The sequence below is a fragment of the Terrabacter sp. 2TAF16 genome (assembly GCF_052115065.1).
Classification (GTDB): Bacteria; Actinomycetota; Actinomycetes; order Actinomycetales; family Dermatophilaceae; genus Terrabacter.
Genome location: NZ_JBFRFZ010000005.1, coordinates 164,912 through 181,300, shown reverse-complemented (window position 1 = coordinate 181,300; position 16,389 = coordinate 164,912). Strand labels below are relative to the sequence as shown.

Sequence of the window (16,389 nt, the reverse complement as noted above, 5' to 3'; positions counted from 1 at the left end):
ATGCAGCCGACCGTCCGCCGCCGTCTCCTCGTCGTCCTCGCCTCGCTCACCGTCGCCCTGCTCGTCGCCGACCTCGCCCACCTCGCGGTCGCCGACGGGGTGCGCCGGGCCGGCGGGCTCGTGCTGGGGCCGGTCCAACGGGCCCTCGCCGGGGCGCCGCGTGACGACCTCGCCGCCCTCGAGAGCGAGAACGTCCGTCTGCGTGCCACGGCCGCCGAACAGCAGCACCACCTCGACGTGCTCGGACGGCTCGACGAGCTGCTCGGATCGAGCGCCACGACGGGGCGCACGCTCCTGCCCGCCCGCGTCGTCGCCACCGACGTCAGCGCGCTCGGCGGCCGGAGCGTGACGATCGACGTCGGCTCCCGGGACGGGGTCCGGGTTGACTCGACGGTCGTGGCGGCCGACGGTCTCGTCGGTCGCGTCGTGTCCGTGTCGCCGTGGACGAGCGACGTGCAGGTGCTCGGCAGCGCTGCCTCGGTCGTGGCGGTGCGCGTCGGCCCCGCCGGCACGCTCGGCACGGTGTCGCCGCCGGCACCGGGGGACTCGGAGTCCCGCCCCCGCGGCTCGCTCCGGCTCGTCGGCATCGCGCCGTCCACCCCCGTCGTTGGCGATGTCGTGCGCACGCTCGGCAGCGTCGACGAGACGCCTTATGCCGCCGGGATCGTCGTCGGCACCGTGACCGCCGTCGACCCCGACCGGGGCCAGCTGACGCGTGGTGCCACGGTGCGGCCGAGCGTCGACCCCGACGCGATCGACGTCGTCGCCGTCCTCGTCCCGAGCCCGCGCACGACCCCGCGCCCGACGGTGGGCGCCCGACGATGAGGCCGACGCTGCTGGGAGTGCTGCGGACGGCATACGTCCTCGTGGCGGCCCTCGTCGTGGCGACGCTGCTGCCGCGTCTCGGTGCGGAGCCCCGGTGGGTGCCCGACCTGGTGCTCGTCGGGGTCGTGGCGACCGCCGTGCTCCGCGGTCCCGTGCACGGTGCCCTCGTGGGGCTGCTGGCCGGGTGGGTCGTCGAGCTCGTGCCACCCGTCGGCAGCCCGCTCGGGCTGGCCCCGCTCGTCATGATGCTCGCGGGGCTCGTCGCAGGCTTCTTCCGCCGGGCGTCGTCGCGCTCGCCGCTGCGCGCCCCGGCGGCGCTGCTCGCCGCCGCTGCCGTCGTCCTCGTCGGACGCCTCGGCTCGGCCGTGCTCGCCGAGGGCAGCGTGGAGCTGACCGACGGGCTGTGGCGGCTGCTCGTGACGGTGCTCGTCGGCGGTCTGCTGCTACCGGCCTTCCTCGCCCTCGACCGGGCCCTCGTGCGGCGGAGACTCGGGTGAGGCGCGGCCCGCGCCGTCGGGTCGGCGTCGCCGGTGTCGTGCTCGTCCTGCTCGTCACGCTCTTCGGGCTGTTGCTCGGCCGTCTCGGACAGCTCCAGCTCGTCGACGGGCCCGAGCTCGCCCGCGCCGCGGTCACGGTCAACACGCGCACCGTCACCGAGCACGCCCTGCGCGGCCGGATCCTCGACCGCAGCGGAACGCCCTTCGTCGACAACACCTTCGACACCGTCGTCACGGTGCAGCGCTCGGTCCTCCTCGGGGCGGACGACGGCGGACGCGACCTCGTGACCCGTCTCGCGACCGCGGTCGGCCAGCCCTTCGAGCGTCTGTGGGGCAAGACGATGCTCTGTGGCACGGCTGGGGCGCCCCCGGCCCCGGCGTGCTTCAACGGGTCGCCCTACGTGCCGATCCCCGTCGCGACGGGCGTCGACGCGCGCCGGGCGCTGACGCTGCTCGAGAAGCCCGAGAAATACCCCGGCGTCGGCGTCACGACCGAGCCCGCGCGGGCCTACCCCCGGCCCGACGGAGCCCTCGCCGCCCACCTGCTCGGCTGGGTCGCCCGGGCCGGTGCCGACGACGTGACCGGGAGCGGGGGGCGCATCGACGCGGAGGACGTCGTCGGGCGCTCCGGGCTCGAGGCGCAGTACGACGGGGTGCTGCGCGGCACGAACGGACGCACCGTCGTCGCCATCGACCCCCGGGGCATCGTCACCGACACCGTCAGCTCGACCGCCCCTGTCGCGGGGCGCGACGTCGTGACCCACCTCGACACCCGGCTGCAGGCCCGCACCGAGGCCTCGCTCGTGCGAGCCGTCGCGTCAGCCCGGGCGCAGAAGCTGCGCGCCGACACGGCGGCCGCGGTCGTCGTCGACGTGACGAACGGTGCCGTCGTCGCGGCAGCCAGCTACCCGTCCTACGACCCCGCCGTCTTCTCCGGCGGCATCAGCACGACCGAGCTCGCCCGTCTCACCGACGAGCGGGCCGGCACACCACTGCGCTCCCGGCTGACGGCCGAGACGTTCCCACCGGCCTCGACCTTCAAGGTCATCTCGGTGCCCGCCGCCGTCAACGCCGGGGCCCGGCTCGACGGGACGTACGACTGCTCGCCCAACGTCTCCGTCGGCGGTCGGCTCTTCAACAACTTCGAGTCGCGCGGCTACGGCCCGATCGACCTCCACCGCGCCCTCGTCGTCTCGTGCGACACCGTCTTCTACCGCCTCGCGTATGCCGCGTGGCTCGCGCAGGGCGGCCTCGCCGCGCCGGTCAGCGCCGCCGACCCCTTCGTCTCGATGGCCAGGACCTTCGGACTGGGGCGGCGCACCGGCGTCGACGTGCCGGGCGAGGCGGCCGGACGCGTCCCGGACCGCGCCTGGAAGGAGCAGTACTGGCTCGCGACGAAGGGCGAGACGTGCCGGCGGGCGAGCACCGGCTACCCGGAGGTCGCCCGCACCGACCGGTCGCGTGCCGACTACCTCAAGCGGCTCGCCACCGAGAACTGCTCGGCCGGCTACCAGTACCGCGCCGGCGACGCCGTGAACTTCTCCATCGGACAAGGTGACACGGCCGTGACGATCCTCCAGATGGCAGGGGTCTACGCCGCCATCGCCAACGGGGGCACCCTGTGGCAGCCACAGGTGGCGGCCGGCTACCGGACGGCGGCCGGCGCGACGACGGTGATCGCGCCGAAGCGGGTGGCCACGGTGCCGCTGCGACGCGACGTGCTGGCATACGTCCGCTCGGCCCTGGGCGACGTGACCAGACCCGGTGGGTCGGCCGGCACGGCCTTCAAGGGCTTCCCGCAGGACCGCTACCCGCTCGCGGGCAAGACGGGGACCGGCGAGGTCTTCGGCAAGCAGGCCACCGCCTGGTTCGCCGGCTACGGACCGACGACGAAGCCGAAGTATGCCGTCGTGGTCGTCGTCGGCCAGGGTGGCTCGGGTTCGAAGGTGGCCGCCCCTGCCGTGCGACAGATCTTCGATGCGATCCTTGCCCTGGGGCTCTAGCCCCCTCCGCTCCCCGGTGGCACCCGCCGCAGGGACCGACCGAGAGGCGCGTTCGTGGACGACTACCTGAGGAGCGACGCCCCGGTCGTCGAGGCGCTCGACCGGGCCTGGGACCGGAGCCGGCTCAGCGTCCGCACCCGGTTCGAGCGGCTGCGCTCGCGCGTCTTCCTCCTCGTCCAGTGCGCCGTCTCGGCGGGTGTCGCGTGGTGGCTCGCGACCGACGTCTTCGGCCACACGTCCCCCTTCTTCGCCCCCATCGTCGCCGTCGTCTGCCTCGGCATGTCCTACGGTCAGCGGCTGCGGCGGGTCTTCGAGGTCGCGATCGGCGTCGCCGTCGGGGTCTTCACGGCAGACGTCTTCGTGCACGTCGCCGGCAGCGGTCCGTGGCAGATCGCCGCCGTGGTGCTCGTGTCGATGGCGATCGCGACCCTGCTCGACGGCGGCCCGGTCATCGTCACCCAGTCGGCCGTCCAGGGCATCGTCATCGCGGCTCTCGTCGCGAGCCCGGGCCAGGCCTTCGGCCGGTGGACCGACGCACTCATCGGCGGCGGCATCGCCCTCGTCGCCGCGACGGTCGTGCCCCAGGCGCCACTGCGGCGGCCCCGGGTCGCCGCCGCAGAGGCCGTCCGCAAGATCGGTGAGCTGCTCCGCCGGGCGGCCGCCAGCGCGCACGACGGCGACGTCGAGGGGGCGGCCGAGGTGCTGGCCTCGGCCCGAGGCACCGAGTCCCTGCTGCGCGAGCTGCGGCAGGCAGCCGACGAGGGCCTGTCGGTCATCACCTCGTCGCCCTTCAAGCGTCACCACGCGGCCGGGGTGCGCAAGATGGTCGACCTCGTCGAGCCACTCGACCGTGCGGTGCGGAGCACTCGTGTGCTCGTCCGCCGCGTCACGGTCGCGGTCGGGCGCGGAGAGCAGCTGCCGCCCGGCTACGAGACCCTGCTGCTCGAGCTCGCGTCGGCGACGGACGTCATCGGACGGGCCCTGTCCGAGAACGCCTCTCCCGAGATCGGTCGGCCGGCGCTGCTGGCCGTGGCCGCAGGGACGGGGGAGGTGCCGCGCACGCCGAGCCTTGCGACCGAGACGGTGCTCGCCCAGGTCCGCTCCACCGTCGTCGACCTGCTCCAGGTTACGGGCCTCGACGTCGACGAGGCCATCGCCGCCCTCCCGCCCGAACGCCCAAGAGACCCCTGACCACCCACACCCACCACTCAAGTGGCCCCGTGGTGCCACCCCCGGAGGGTCCGACCCGGTCGAGTGGCCCCGTCGTCACATGGGCAGGTGGGGTCACGGGGCCACTCGACGGTGGGGAGTCGGGACGCGCGCAGGGCCGGGTCCTTGCGGACCCGGCCCTGCGGCATACGTGCGTTGACGCGTCAGGCTGAGGGCGTCAACTCGTGGGGTCCGACGGGCAGCTTCTCGACGCGAGGGTCACCGGCCTCGGCGAAGTAGTCGGCCGGGATCGTCGCGTCCTTGCCCTCCGGCGCCTTGGCGGCCCGGAGCACCAGCGTGAGGATCGCGGCGACGACGACGTTGATCGCGAAGGCGGTCACCGCGATGTAGCCGAGCTGGCCGATGAGCGGCATGTTCGCGACCGAGCCCGCGAACGGTGCACCGGTGGCCTTGTTCGTCACGTTGTACGCGGCCACCGTGCCGTAGACCATGCCGACCGCCCAGCCGGCGAGCAGTGCCCACCGGTGGAACCACCGGGTGTAGAGGTAGAACACGAGAGCCGGGAACGTCTGGAGGATCCAGATGCCGCCGAGGAGCTGGAAGTTGATCGCGTTGCTCTTGTCGAGGGTGAGCACGAAGATCAGCGCGAACGCCTTGACGACGAGCGAGGTGAGCTTGCTGACCTTGGCTTCCTGCTGCACGGTCGCGTCGGGCTTGATCCACGCCTTGTAGATGTTGCGCGTGAAGGTGTTGGCCGCCGCGATCGACATGATCGCCGCCGGGACGAGCGCGCCGATGGCGATCGCCGCGAACGCCACGCCAGCGAACCACGACGGGAACATGTCCTCGAAGAGCTGGGGGATGACCAGCTGCCCGTTGACCTTGCCGTCGAGGCCGACGGGCTTCGTGCCGGCTGCGATGGCCACCCAGCCGAGCAGGGCCAGCAGGCCGAGCAGGAAGGAGTAGGCCGGCAGGATCGAGGCGTTCTTGCGGATCGTGTTGCGGCTCTTGGCCGACAGCGTCGCCGTGATCGAGTGGGGATACATGAACAGCGCCAGTGCCGAGCCGAGGGCGAGCGTGCCGTAGGCCCAGTAGGCCTTGGGGCCCGGGATGAAGACGTTGGGGTTGCCCGTCGCCGGGTTGGTGGTCGTCGTCATCTTCTCCTTGGCGGAGTCGAACACGTGGCCCCAGCCGCCGACCTTCGAGGGAAGGTAGATGACCGCGACGATGATGACGATGTAGATGAGGATGTCCTTGACGAACGCGATGATCGCCGGTGCGCGCAGCCCCGAGGTGTAGGTGTAGAGCGCGAGGACGAGGAACGCGATGAAGAGCGGCAGGTCCTTGGCGACCCAGTTGGTGCTGCTGCCGACGCCCGCGACCTCGAGGACGGCCTGGATGCCGACGAGCTGGAGGGCGATGTAGGGCATCGTCGCGAGGAAGCCGGTGACGGCGACCGCGAGGGACAGGACCCTGGACCCGGAGCGGCCCTCGACGAAGTCGGCGGGCGTCACGTAGCCGTGACGGTGCGACACCGACCAGAGGCGCGACATGAAGACGAAGATGATGGGGTAGAGGATGATCGTGTACGGCACGGCGAAGAACCCGTTGACGGCGCCGAAGGCCCACATCGCGGCCGGGACGGCGACGAACGTGTAGGCCGTGTAGAGGTCGCCGCCGAGCAGGAACCACGTGATCCACGTGCCGAACGAGCGGCCGCCGAGTCCCCACTCCTCGAGGCTCTCCATGCTCTCCGGGCGACGCCAGCGGGCGGCCCAGAAGCCGGCCCCCGCGACGATGACGAAGAAGAAGATGAGGACGGTGAGCGCGACGCCGTTGACGCCGCCAGTGTCGGCGGCGGGGGCGATGGCGGAGGCGATGGTGGTCATCGGGTGCCGTCCTCTCGGGTGTCACCGAAGGAGTCGTCGTCGAAGGCGTCACCCTCGGGGTTCATCGGCACGTGGGGACGTGCCTTGAGCACGATCCGGTAGGCGGTGTAGGTCAGCGCCGAGCAGAGGAGCACCCAGAGGAACTGGTACCAGATGAAGAAGGGGAAGCCGCCGAGACGGGGCTCGTCCTTCGCGTAGGTGCCGACGAGGAGCAGGGCGACGATGGGAATGGCGAGGAGCACCACGGCGAGGGCCAGCAGGCCCTTGTTCGCCGGTGGCGCCTCGTGACGGTGCGGAGTGGTGCTCACGCGAGTGACCTCCGTTGGTCGGGCCGGACGGGTGCGGCCGTGCGTCGCGGAAACTTACTCTCGCCACGGTCCGCCATGTGCTCTGCGACACAGTCAATTGCGTACTTCTGTGCAGATCGTGATGTGCGGGCGGACGCCGTCTCGTTGCGCTCTCGCTCACGGATAGGCTGTGGCCATGGCTGATTTCGATGTCGTTGTGCTCGGTGCCGGTCCTGGTGGCTACGTCGCGGCGATCCGCGCGTCCCAGCTCGGCAAGAAGGTCGCCGTCGTGGAGAAGCAGTACTGGGGCGGCGTCTGCCTCAACGTCGGCTGCATCCCGAGCAAGGCCCTGCTCAAGAACGCCGAGCTCGCGCACACGCTGACCCATGACAAGGCGAAGTACGGCATCGAGGGCGACGCCACGATGAGCTTCGGCCCGACGCACGCCCGCAGCCGCAAGGTCTCGGAGGGCATCGTCAGGGGCGTCCACTTCCTCATGAAGAAGAACAAGATCGAGGAGATCGACGGCTGGGGCACCCTGACGTCGGCGTCCTCGATGGACGTCGCCCTCAACTCCGGCGAGAAGCGCTCGATCACGTTCGACAACCTCGTCCTCGCGACCGGATCGGTCACCCGCATGATCCCCGGCGTCGAGGTCAGCAAGAACGTCGTCACCTACGAGGAGCAGATCCTCGACCCCGAGCTGCCCGGCTCGATCATCATCGCCGGGTCCGGCGCCATCGGCGTCGAGTTCGCCTACGTCATGAAGAACTTCGGTGTCGACGTGACGATCGTCGAGTTCCTCGACCGCATGGTCCCCACCGAGGACGCCGACGTGTCCAAGGAGCTGCTCAAGCACTACAAGAAGCTCGGCGTGAAGGTCATGCTCGGCACCAAGGTCGAGTCCGTCGAGGACACCGGCTCCGGCGTCAGGGTCACGGTCAGCCCGGCGGCCGGCGGCGACCAGCAGGTCCTCGAGGCCGACCGCCTGCTGTCGGCCATCGGCTTCGCGCCGCGCACCGAGGGCTTCGGCCTCGAGGCCACGGGCGTGGAGCTCACCGAGCGCGGCGCCATCGCCATCGACGAGTACGGCCGCACCAACGTCCCCAACGTCTACGCGATCGGTGACGTGACGGCGAAGCTCATGCTCGCCCACGTCGCCGAGGCCATGGGCATCGTCGCCGCCGAGACGATCGCCGGCGTCGAGACCATGGCCATCGACTTCGCCTTCATCCCGCGCGCGACCTTCTGCCAGCCGCAGATCGGCTCGATGGGTCTGTCGGAGGCGCAGGCCAAGGAGGCCGGCCACGACGTCAAGACGGCGACGTTCCCCTTCTCGGCCAACGGCAAGGCGATGGGCCTCGGTGAGCCCGTCGGCTTCGTCAAGGTCATCGCCGACGCGGAGCACAACGAGATCCTCGGCGCGGCGATGATCGGTCCCGACGTCACCGAGCTGCTCCCGGTCCTCAACCTCGCGCAGACGTGGGACCTCACCGCCGACGAGGTGTCGCGCACGGTCTTCGCGCACCCGACGCTCGGCGAGGCCGTCAAGGAGGCCGTCCACGGCATCGCCGGCCACATGATCAACTTCTGAGCGTCGCCCGGACAGGCGTGCGTATGCCGTCCGGCCGGCTCGCGAGGGCACTCCCGTTCGTGGGGGGTGCCCTCGCGCTCTGTCTCGGGACGACTGCCTGCACGACGGATCCGACACAGGCGCAACGTGGCCCGACCGGCGCGTGGTTCGGCACCCCACCTGCGGTCCAGCAGGGCGACCCTGCGGTGGGAACACCGACGCCCGGCGACGACATGACCGCAGTGCCGGAGGACTCGGCCTGCGCTGCTGGGACCGACCGCGGCGCCAGCCTGCCGGTACGGGCCGCCGACCTGTGGCCGGGAGCCTCCGTGACGGGCGGGCGAGCGACCGAGGTGCGGGCTCGCCCCGGCGTGCCCTGCCCCGCGGTGCCCGCGCCGGAACCCGACTGCGGCCTGCCGGTCTTCGCGTGGTCGAGCTCGACGAACGAGGAGCTGATCGGGTGGACCGGTGCCGACCGCGTGCTGTCGGGCTTCGCCGGTGCCCGGGTGGCTGCATCCTCCGACGCAGGCAAGGGCTCGCTCTCGGTCGGCTACGTCAGTCTGCGCTTCCGCCAGGGTGAGTCACGCCTCGCCGTGACCCGGGCGCACCTCGAGGACGCGATGCGCCGGTGCGGCAGCGGCCGGTCCGGCACGCTCGGGGGCGTCACCGGTTTCGTCGCCAGCCAGGAGAGTCTCGTCGGCGCCGACCCCGTGCGCACCCTGCTCGTCACGGAGCCGGACCGGCTCGTCTGGGTGGCCCTCGACGGGGGTGCGTGGTCGGCCACGAGCACCGAGCGGGCGGTCCGCGTCACCCTCGAGCGGCTGCGGACGTCCTGAACGCCCGCCGGACGGGTGGGTCGTGGGGCGCGGCCGGGGCGGACGGCATACGACCGTGGCCGCCGGGCACGCGACCCGGGCTGCACGGCATGCGCCCGGTGCAGGCCGGGGATGCAAGACGCCCCCGCGGAAGTCCGCGGGGGCGTCTGGTTCCAGCTGGTGGTGCGACCGATCAGTACCAGTGCTTCCGGCCACCGATGGCGCGACCCGACGCGCCGAGGATGAAGAGCACCGCGCCCACGACGACAAGAATGATGCCGATCGTGGTCAGGATGCTGATCTTGGCGAAGATGCCAATGAGCAGCAGGATGAGTCCGAGAACGATCATGGTGTCGCTTGTCTCCTTCAAGAGGTTTTCCCCGAGCAATCTCTGTCGTACCCGCGGGCCGGGCCCACCCAACACGGGGACGGTCACGAAACGGTCACGCGCTCCGGAGGGTCGTGCGGGCCGCCCTCCGAGGCTCGATTAGGGCGGCAGGTACCCCGCTGTTACGCTTGGAGACGCCGTCGAACGGCCGCGGATTCGATAGCGCCCAGGTGGACATGCCCTGGAGCACCGCGCAACGAGATGAGAAGGAGTCGGTTCATCCATGCCTTTGGACGCTGACGTGAAGAAGCAGATCATGACCGAGTACGCCACGGTCGAGGGCGACACCGGCTCTCCCGAGGTCCAGATCGCGATGCTGACGCAGCGCATCAAGGACCTGACCGAGCACGCTCGGGCCCACAAGCACGACCACCACAGCCGTCGTGGTCTCCTCCTGCTGGTCGGCCGCCGCAAGCGCATGCTGCGCTACCTCGAGGCGACCGACATCGAGCGCTACCGTTCGCTGATCAAGCGACTCGGCCTGCGTCGATGAGTTCGTGACGAAAGGCGGTCACCGCGTGCTGCGGAGACCGCCTTTCGTCGTAGGTGCAGGCAGGCGACGCCCGTCGTCCGCCGCACCAGGGCCAGCCGGCCCGAAGAAGGAAACCACGCACACAACGACGATGTGCGCGGGCACATGAGAAAAAGAAAGCGAGGGCCCACATGGAGGGTCCAGACATCACCTTCGCCGAGGCCGTCATCGACAACGGCAGCTTCGGCACTCGCACGGTCCGGTTCGAGACCGGCCGCCTGGCCCGTCAGGCCGGCGGCGCCGTCACGGCCTACCTCGACGACGACACGATGCTCCTGTCGACGACGTCGGCCGGCAAGCAGCCGAAGGACCAGTTCGACTTCTTCCCGCTGACCGTCGACGTCGAAGAGCGCATGTACGCCATCGGCAAGATCCCGGGCAGCTTCTTCCGCCGTGAGGGTCGCCCGTCGACCGAGGCCATCCTCACCTGCCGCCTCATCGACCGCCCGCTGCGCCCGACCTTCAAGAAGGGTCTGCGCAACGAGGTCCAGGTCGTCATCTCGGTGTTCTCGCTGAACCCCGACCACCAGTACGACGTGCTGGCCATCAACGCGGCCAGCGCCTCGACGCAGATCTCCGGCCTCCCGTTCTCGGGTCCGATCGGTGGCGTGCGCGTCTCGCTCATCGACGGCCAGTGGGTCGCCTTCCCGAACTTCTCCGACATCGAGCGCTCGGTCTTCGACATGGTCGTCGCCGGTCGTGTCGTCGGTGACGACGTCGCGATCATGATGGTCGAGGCCGAGTCCACCGAGTCGACGTGGGACCTCGTCAAGAACGAGGGCAAGCAGGCGCCGACCGAGGAGGTCGTGTCCGAGGGGCTCGAGGCCTCGAAGAAGTTCATCAAGCAGCTCTGCGAGGCCCAGGCCCAGCTCGCTGCCGAGGCCGCCAAGCCGGTCCAGGACTTCCCGATCTTCCTCGACTACGAGGACGACGTGTACGCCGCCGTCGAGTCCGCCATCGAGGCCGACACGACCGCTGCCCTCACCATCGCGGGCAAGCAGGAGCGGGAGGAGCGCCTCGACGAGATCAAGGCCGCCGTCAAGGCGCAGCTCGCCGAGCAGTTCGAGGGGCGTGACAAGGAGGTCTCGGCTGCCTTCCGCTCCGTGCAGAAGAAGCTCATCCGCCAGCGCATCCTGCGCGACAAGGTCCGCATCGACGGCCGTGGCCTCGCCGACATCCGCGCCCTGGGCGCCGAGGTCGAGGTCCTGCCGCGCGTGCACGGCTCGGCGATCTTCGAGCGTGGCGAGACCCAGATCATGGGTGTCACGACGCTCAACATGCTCAAGATGGAGCAGCAGCTCGACACGCTGAGCCCCGTCACGCGCAAGCGCTACATGCACAACTACAACTTCCCGCCCTACAGCACCGGTGAGACCGGCCGCGTCGGTTCGCCGAAGCGCCGCGAGATCGGTCACGGCGCCCTGGCCGAGCGTGCGCTCATGCCGGTCCTGCCGACCCGCGAGGAGTTCCCGTACGCCATCCGTCAGGTGTCCGAGGCTCTCGGCTCCAACGGCTCGACGTCCATGGGCTCGGTCTGTGCCTCGACCCTGTCGCTGCTCAACGCCGGTGTGCCGCTGCGCGCCCCGGTCGCCGGCATCGCGATGGGCCTCGTGTCCGACACCGTCGACGGTGAGACGCAGTACGCCGCGCTCACCGACATCCTCGGTGCCGAGGACGCCTTCGGCGACATGGACTTCAAGGTCGCCGGCACCAAGGAGTTCGTCACGGCCATCCAGCTCGACACGAAGCTCGACGGCATCCCCGCGTCGGTCCTCGCCGGCGCGCTGACCCAGGCCCGCGACGCGCGTCTGCACATCCTCGACGTCATGGCCGAGGCCATCGACGTGCCCGACGAGATGAGCCCGTACGCCCCGCGCATCATCACGGTGAAGGTCCCCGTCGACAAGATCGGTGAGGTCATCGGCCCGAAGGGCAAGATGATCAACCAGATCCAGGACGACACGGGCGCCGACATCTCGATCGAGGACGACGGCACGGTGTTCATCGGTGCGGTCGACGGCCCCTCGGCCGAGGCGGCTCGCGCGGCGATCAACGCCATCGCGAACCCGCAGATGCCCGAGGTCGGCGAGCGCTTCCTCGGCACCGTCGTCAAGACGACGACGTTCGGCGCGTTCGTCTCGCTGCTGCCCGGCAAGGACGGCCTGCTGCACATCTCCGAGGTGCGCAAGCTCGTCGGCGGCAAGCGGATCGACAGCGTCGACGACGTCGTCAAGGTCGGCCAGAAGGTGCAGGTCGAGCTCAAGGAGATCGACCCGCGCGGCAAGCTCAGCCTCGCTGCGGTCCTCGCCGACGGCGACAACGGTGACTCGGCCGCCGAGGCCGACGCGCCGGCCACGGAGTCTGCCGACGCCTGACCGAACCGGTCGACCGTTCCTGGTCACGAAGCGGCCCGTCACCCCTCAAGGGGTGGCGGGCCGCTCCGTCGTCTCCGCGATGGGTCGAGCAACAGGATGCACGCGCCGGTCGGGGTCAAGAGCCCCGGTCCGGAGCGCAGCGTCCTGTCGGTTGACCCGTTGGGTCAGAAGATCGCGTTGACGATGTTCCAGCCGGTGCTGACGAGCACGCGCGGGCTCCAGCCACCCGCGGCGGTCCGCGGGTAGAGCCACAGCCGCCCGCTCGTGTCGCGGGCCAGGACGTCGGGCACACGGTCGCCGTTCAGGTCACCGGGGCTCATGATCGCCGTCATGCCGTTCCAGCCCGTGCCGGCCCGCACGCGGGTGCCCAGCGTGCCGGCGCCGGCCCCGGGTACGAGCCAGAGGATGCCGGTCGACGGCTCCCGGGCCAGAAGGTCGGGTCGGCCGTCGCCGGTGAGGTCACCCGGACCGACGAGGACGTTGTAGCGGTTCCAGCCGGTGCCGAGGCTCGACCGAGCCTTCCAACCGCTGCTACCGGTGCCGGGGTAGAGGTAGAGCTCGCCGGTCGTGGCCCGCCGGGCCACGATGTCCATCCGGCCGTCGCCGGTGAGGTCACCGACCCCGACGATGGCGTTCATCACCTGCCAGCCGGTCCCGATGCGCACGCGGGGGAGACGCCAACCGCCCGACCCGTTGCCCTTGTACGTCCAGAGGTCGCCGGTCGACGTCTCCCGGGCGAGCACGTCCTGCGCGCCGTCCCCGCTGAGGTCGCCCGGGGTCTCCAGCGCGGACATGCCGCCCCAGCCGGTGCCGACCTGGGCGCCGAGGCCCAGGCTCCCCGTGCCCGTGCCGGCGTAGAGCTTGAGAGCCGCGGTCGCGGTCCAGCGCGCCAGCACGTCGTTGTTCCAGTCGCCGTTGAAGTCACCGGTGCCACCCGACAGTGACGCCGGCGCCACCGGGAGGCGTGTGAAGGCATACGGGTCGCACGTGCGGTCGTAGTCCCACGTGGCGTCCCACCACTGGGCGAGGTAGACCTTGCCGCCCGAGAAGCTCGGCTGGGTGCACCGGTCGAGCGCCTCGGTCGGGTGGTCGAGGGTGCCGGCCGTCGCCCACACGGGGACGCCGGGCAGCCACCACGAGCCCGTGATCGACTGCCACCCCGAGGCGTTGGAGTAGACGCCGTAGGAGAAGCCCGCGGCCCGCAGACCACGCATGATGCCCTCGACGACGTAGCGGTTCTCGAGGCGCTGCACGGTCGTGGACGTTGGCCAGGGCTGGGCGGCCCTCGGCTCGACGTCGACCCAGACCATCCGCGGTGCCCAGCCGGGCACGTGGTGCACGGTCGCGACGGCATACGTCGCCTCGGCGTAGCCGACGTTGCTGAGGCGCCCGGCGCGCGTCGAGGACGACCACGGGCCGCTGCCGCCGTAGGTCGTCAGCTGCGCGGCCGTCGGGAAGCCCGCCATGGTGTATGTGTGGGTCGGCTTCACATGGTCCCTTGCCCAGGTGGCTTGCGTTGCGACGCAAGGGTTCTGGGTGAACGGCAGGCCGTTCGTCAGGCCGATGACGAGGAACTGCGTGGACGTCGGCGGGAACGTCGAGGGGCACTGCGGCCACGAGATGTCGTGCCCGAGGAGGACCGCTGCCTGGGCGCTGGGCGCCACGAGGAGACCGATGATGAGCCCGATGGCCGCGAGAGGGGCCAGGGCCAGGCGACGGAGCCGGCCCACGACGGTGATGCTGCGCGGACGGACGGACATGCGACCACTTCCTCGATCCCTTCCAGTGTGCGCCGCACAGCCGACTCCCAGCACGGCTTCGTGACGCACGAGTCCGTATGCCGTGTGCCGCGTCGCGCGCCTCCGTGGGCTCGTTAGGCTGGCCGCGTGAGCGACACGACAGGCCAGCCGTCCCGCGACACCAAGGTCGCCGTCATCGGTGCGGGCGGCCGGATGGGGTCGGAGGCGGTGCGTGCCGTCGAGGGCGCCGCCGGTCTGACCCTCGTCGGTGCCTACGGCTCGGGTGACGACCTCGGTGACCTCGGTGGGGCCGAGGTCGCCATCGAGCTGACCGTCCCGGCGGCCTCACCCGCCAACGTCGCCCACTGCGTCGAGCGAGGCGTCCACGTCGTCGTCGGCACGACCGGCTGGGACGAGGCACGTCTCGAGGCGCTCCGCGGCCAGCTCGCCGACGCACCCCCGGCATCGTCGGGTGCCGGGGTCGGCGTCCTCATCGCGCCGAACTTCGCCATCGGCGCGCTGCTCATGATGTCGTTCGCCGCCAAGGCTGCTCCCTTCTTCGAGTCCGTCGAGGTCATCGAGCTGCACCACCCGGCGAAGGTCGATGCGCCGTCCGGCACCGCCGCGCGCACCGCAGCGATGATCGGTCGGGCGCGGTCCGAGGCCGGCTGCTCGCCGGTGCCCGACGCGACGACCCATGATCCCGACGGTGCCCGCGGCGCCCGGGTGGACGGCATACCCGTGCACTCCGTGCGGCTGCGCGGTCTCACGGCGCACCAGGAGGTGCTGCTCGGCAACGCGGGGGAGATGCTGACGCTGCGACACGACTCCTTCGACCGCGGCAGCTTCATGCCGGGCGTCATCGCAGCGGTGCGCGCGGTCGCCGACCACCCCGGCCTGACGGTCGGGCTCGAGCACTACCTCGGTCTCGACTGAGCCGCCGCGCAGCCGACGAGACCGACGTGGCCATTCCCAAGGTCGTCCTCTTCTACGCGTTCCGGCCGCTCGCCGACCCCGACGCGCTCCGCCTCTGGCAGCGCGACCTCTGCGAGGGACTCGGCCTGCGCGGGCGGATCCTGCTCTCGCGCCACGGGATCAACGCGACGGTGGGGGGCGACGTCACCGTGCTCAAGACGTACGTCCGCAAGACGAGGGAGTACGCGCCCTTCCACGACGTCGACGTCCGGTGGAGCGACGGCACGGGGCTCGATGCCGAGGGCCGCAGCCTCGACTTCCCGCGGCTCGTCGTCAAGGCGCGCGATGAGATCGTGTCGTTCGGCGTGCCCGACGACGTCGTCGTCGACGAGCAGGGCGTCGTCGGGGGAGGCACTCGGCTGCGCCCGGCCGAGCTCGACGCCCTCGTGGCCGAGCGCGGCGACGAGGTCGTGCTCTTCGACGGGCGCAACGCCGTGGAGGCAGAGGTGGGTCGCTTCCGTGGAGCCGTCGTGCCCGACATCCGCCACACGAGCGACTTCGTGCGCGAGCTCGACGCCGGCCGGTGGGACGAGCTCAAGGGCCGCCCGGTCGTCACCTACTGCACGGGCGGCATCCGCTGCGAGGTGCTGACGAGCCTCATGCGCTCGCGGGGGTTCGAGGAGGTCTACCAGCTCGACGGCGGGATCGTGCGCTACGGCGAGGAGCGCGGTGACCGCGGGCTCTGGGAGGGCCACCTCTACGTCTTCGACGAGCGGATGAGCGTCGGGTTCAGCGATGAGGCCGTCCACCTCGCCGCGTGCCACGTCTGCGGGACGCCGACGAGCCGGATGCACAACCGCGAGGACCTGCCGGGTCGTCCGCTCCAGCCGGTCTGCGACGCGCACGCCTGAGCGTCCCGCGGGACACACACCACCCCGGCCGGTCCCGGCACCGCCGTGCGGGGGCTGCTGCGCCCGGCCGCGGATCAGGCGTTCTGCTGGCCCGTGTCGTCAGTGCCGAGGTCGGCCTCGGCGACCAGGTCCGAGGGTGCTCGCATGCGCCACGCGTCCGTCACGAGCTCGTCGAGCCGATCGGTGTCCACGCGCTCAAGCCGGACCATGACGAGCGGAGAGCCGTCGTAGGCGGGCGTCGTGAAGAAGAGGTCCGGCTCGCCGAGGGCGAGGGCCTGCTTCTCGGCCTCGTCGCCGACGTAGAGCACGGCGACGTCGGTGCGGATGACGCGACGCTGTCCGGGGACGCGCTCGGGATAGGACCAGACGAAGCCGTGCCCGCCCACCCGGAAGTCGAAGCCCGAGCTGGCGATCTCCTCGACGCCGGGCAGCGCGAGGGCCAGTCGTCGTACGTCGTCCGCGTCGGCCAC

15 protein-coding genes are annotated in these 16,389 nt (G+C 71.2%); 10 read left to right on the top strand and 5 right to left on the bottom strand.

Going from position 1 to position 16,389, the window contains the following annotated elements:
* From mreC to AB4Z14_RS08060, 4 genes are read left to right on the top strand one after another with little or no spacing between them, the layout of a single operon-like run.
* Nucleotides 1-825: a rod shape-determining protein MreC gene (mreC, locus tag AB4Z14_RS08075; RefSeq protein ID WP_442274755.1), complete on the top strand. Its 825-nt coding sequence runs from the start codon at nucleotides 1-3 to the stop codon at nucleotides 823-825.
* Entirely contained in the window at nucleotides 822-1,322 is a 501-nt protein-coding gene (locus AB4Z14_RS08070) for a rod shape-determining protein MreD (RefSeq protein ID WP_442274754.1), read from the top strand. The genes mreC and AB4Z14_RS08070 overlap by 4 nt, the downstream gene beginning before the upstream one ends.
* Nucleotides 1,319-3,325 carry a peptidoglycan D,D-transpeptidase FtsI family protein gene (locus tag AB4Z14_RS08065; RefSeq protein WP_442274753.1) on the top strand — a complete coding sequence of 669 codons (2,007 nt, stop codon included), beginning with the start codon at nucleotides 1,319-1,321 and terminating at the stop codon, nucleotides 3,323-3,325. Before AB4Z14_RS08070 ends, AB4Z14_RS08065 begins: the two co-directional genes overlap by 4 nt.
* A gap of 54 nt (nucleotides 3,326-3,379) precedes the next feature.
* Nucleotides 3,380-4,516: an FUSC family protein gene (locus AB4Z14_RS08060; RefSeq protein WP_442274752.1), complete on the top strand. Its 1,137-nt coding sequence runs from the start codon at nucleotides 3,380-3,382 to the stop codon at nucleotides 4,514-4,516.
* Nucleotides 4,517-4,698: 182 nt separating this feature from the next.
* On the opposite strand, the gene mctP is transcribed toward AB4Z14_RS08060, so the two are convergent.
* A complete protein-coding gene (mctP, locus tag AB4Z14_RS08055) occupies nucleotides 4,699-6,384 on the bottom strand; it encodes a monocarboxylate uptake permease MctP (protein ID WP_442274751.1) in 1,686 nt (561 codons plus the stop codon).
* Nucleotides 6,381-6,692 carry a DUF3311 domain-containing protein gene (locus tag AB4Z14_RS08050; RefSeq protein ID WP_442274750.1) on the bottom strand — a complete coding sequence of 104 codons (312 nt, stop codon included), beginning with the start codon at nucleotides 6,690-6,692 and terminating at the stop codon, nucleotides 6,381-6,383. The genes mctP and AB4Z14_RS08050 overlap by 4 nt, the downstream gene beginning before the upstream one ends.
* A 175-nt stretch (nucleotides 6,693-6,867) precedes the next feature.
* Here AB4Z14_RS08050 and lpdA point away from each other — a divergent pair, with 175 nt between their 5' ends.
* Both lpdA and AB4Z14_RS08040 read left to right on the top strand, forming a co-directional pair.
* Nucleotides 6,868-8,265 (top strand): dihydrolipoyl dehydrogenase, encoded by a 1,398-nt coding sequence (gene lpdA / locus AB4Z14_RS08045; protein ID WP_056780291.1) that lies wholly within the window; start codon nucleotides 6,868-6,870, stop codon nucleotides 8,263-8,265.
* A 212-nt stretch (nucleotides 8,266-8,477) separates the two neighbouring features.
* On the top strand, nucleotides 8,478-9,080 hold the full coding sequence (locus tag AB4Z14_RS08040) for a hypothetical protein (protein ID WP_442274749.1): 603 nt from the start codon (nucleotides 8,478-8,480) through the stop codon (nucleotides 9,078-9,080).
* A 172-nt stretch (nucleotides 9,081-9,252) separates the two neighbouring features.
* Here AB4Z14_RS08040 and AB4Z14_RS08035 read toward each other — a convergent pair whose 3' ends face one another.
* Complete coding sequence (locus tag AB4Z14_RS08035; protein WP_196805932.1) at nucleotides 9,253-9,408, bottom strand: DUF6131 family protein; 156 nt, start codon at nucleotides 9,406-9,408, stop codon at nucleotides 9,253-9,255.
* Nucleotides 9,409-9,670: 262 nt separating this feature from the next.
* Here AB4Z14_RS08035 and rpsO point away from each other — a divergent pair, with 262 nt between their 5' ends.
* Nucleotides 9,671-9,940 (top strand): 30S ribosomal protein S15, encoded by a 270-nt coding sequence (gene rpsO / locus AB4Z14_RS08030; RefSeq protein WP_020142650.1) that lies wholly within the window; start codon nucleotides 9,671-9,673, stop codon nucleotides 9,938-9,940.
* Between the two features lie 170 nt (nucleotides 9,941-10,110).
* Complete coding sequence (locus AB4Z14_RS08025) at nucleotides 10,111-12,354, top strand: polyribonucleotide nucleotidyltransferase (protein ID WP_442274748.1); 2,244 nt, start codon at nucleotides 10,111-10,113, stop codon at nucleotides 12,352-12,354.
* 164 nt (nucleotides 12,355-12,518) lie between these two features.
* Here AB4Z14_RS08025 and AB4Z14_RS08020 read toward each other — a convergent pair whose 3' ends face one another.
* Entirely contained in the window at nucleotides 12,519-14,114 is a 1,596-nt protein-coding gene (locus AB4Z14_RS08020) for an FG-GAP-like repeat-containing protein (protein WP_442274747.1), read from the bottom strand.
* Nucleotides 14,115-14,240: 126 nt separating this feature from the next.
* Here AB4Z14_RS08020 and dapB point away from each other — a divergent pair, with 126 nt between their 5' ends.
* Together dapB and trhO are read left to right on the top strand one after the other, a co-directional pair.
* Nucleotides 14,241-15,029 carry a 4-hydroxy-tetrahydrodipicolinate reductase gene (gene dapB / locus AB4Z14_RS08015; RefSeq protein WP_442274746.1) on the top strand — a complete coding sequence of 263 codons (789 nt, stop codon included), beginning with the start codon at nucleotides 14,241-14,243 and terminating at the stop codon, nucleotides 15,027-15,029.
* Nucleotides 15,030-15,055: 26 nt separating this feature from the next.
* Nucleotides 15,056-15,919, top strand: coding sequence for an oxygen-dependent tRNA uridine(34) hydroxylase TrhO (gene trhO, locus AB4Z14_RS08010; protein WP_442274745.1), 864 nt, complete (start codon nucleotides 15,056-15,058; stop codon nucleotides 15,917-15,919).
* Between the two features lie 74 nt (nucleotides 15,920-15,993).
* Here the strand turns inward: trhO and AB4Z14_RS08005 are convergent, their stop codons facing one another.
* Nucleotides 15,994-16,389 (bottom strand): MmcQ/YjbR family DNA-binding protein, encoded by a 396-nt coding sequence (locus AB4Z14_RS08005; protein ID WP_442274744.1) that lies wholly within the window; start codon nucleotides 16,387-16,389, stop codon nucleotides 15,994-15,996.

Excerpts from the sequence above, each read along its gene's own strand:
- mreC (WP_442274755.1), top strand. The coding sequence starts at position 1 with ATGCAGCCGACCGTCCGCCGCCGTCTCCTCGTCGTCCTCGCCTCGCTC.
- AB4Z14_RS08070 (WP_442274754.1), top strand. The coding sequence starts at position 822 with ATGAGGCCGACGCTGCTGGGAGTGCTGCGGACGGCATACGTCCTCGTG.
- mctP (WP_442274751.1), bottom strand. The coding sequence starts at position 6,384 with ATGACCACCATCGCCTCCGCCATCGCCCCCGCCGCCGACACTGGCGGC.
- lpdA (WP_056780291.1), top strand. The coding sequence starts at position 6,868 with ATGGCTGATTTCGATGTCGTTGTGCTCGGTGCCGGTCCTGGTGGCTAC.
- AB4Z14_RS08040 (WP_442274749.1), top strand. The coding sequence starts at position 8,478 with ATGACCGCAGTGCCGGAGGACTCGGCCTGCGCTGCTGGGACCGACCGC.
- AB4Z14_RS08035 (WP_196805932.1), bottom strand. The coding sequence starts at position 9,408 with ATGATCGTTCTCGGACTCATCCTGCTGCTCATTGGCATCTTCGCCAAG.
- rpsO (WP_020142650.1), top strand. The coding sequence starts at position 9,671 with ATGCCTTTGGACGCTGACGTGAAGAAGCAGATCATGACCGAGTACGCC.
- AB4Z14_RS08025 (WP_442274748.1), top strand. The coding sequence starts at position 10,111 with ATGGAGGGTCCAGACATCACCTTCGCCGAGGCCGTCATCGACAACGGC.
- AB4Z14_RS08020 (WP_442274747.1), bottom strand. The coding sequence starts at position 14,114 with ATGTCCGTCCGTCCGCGCAGCATCACCGTCGTGGGCCGGCTCCGTCGC.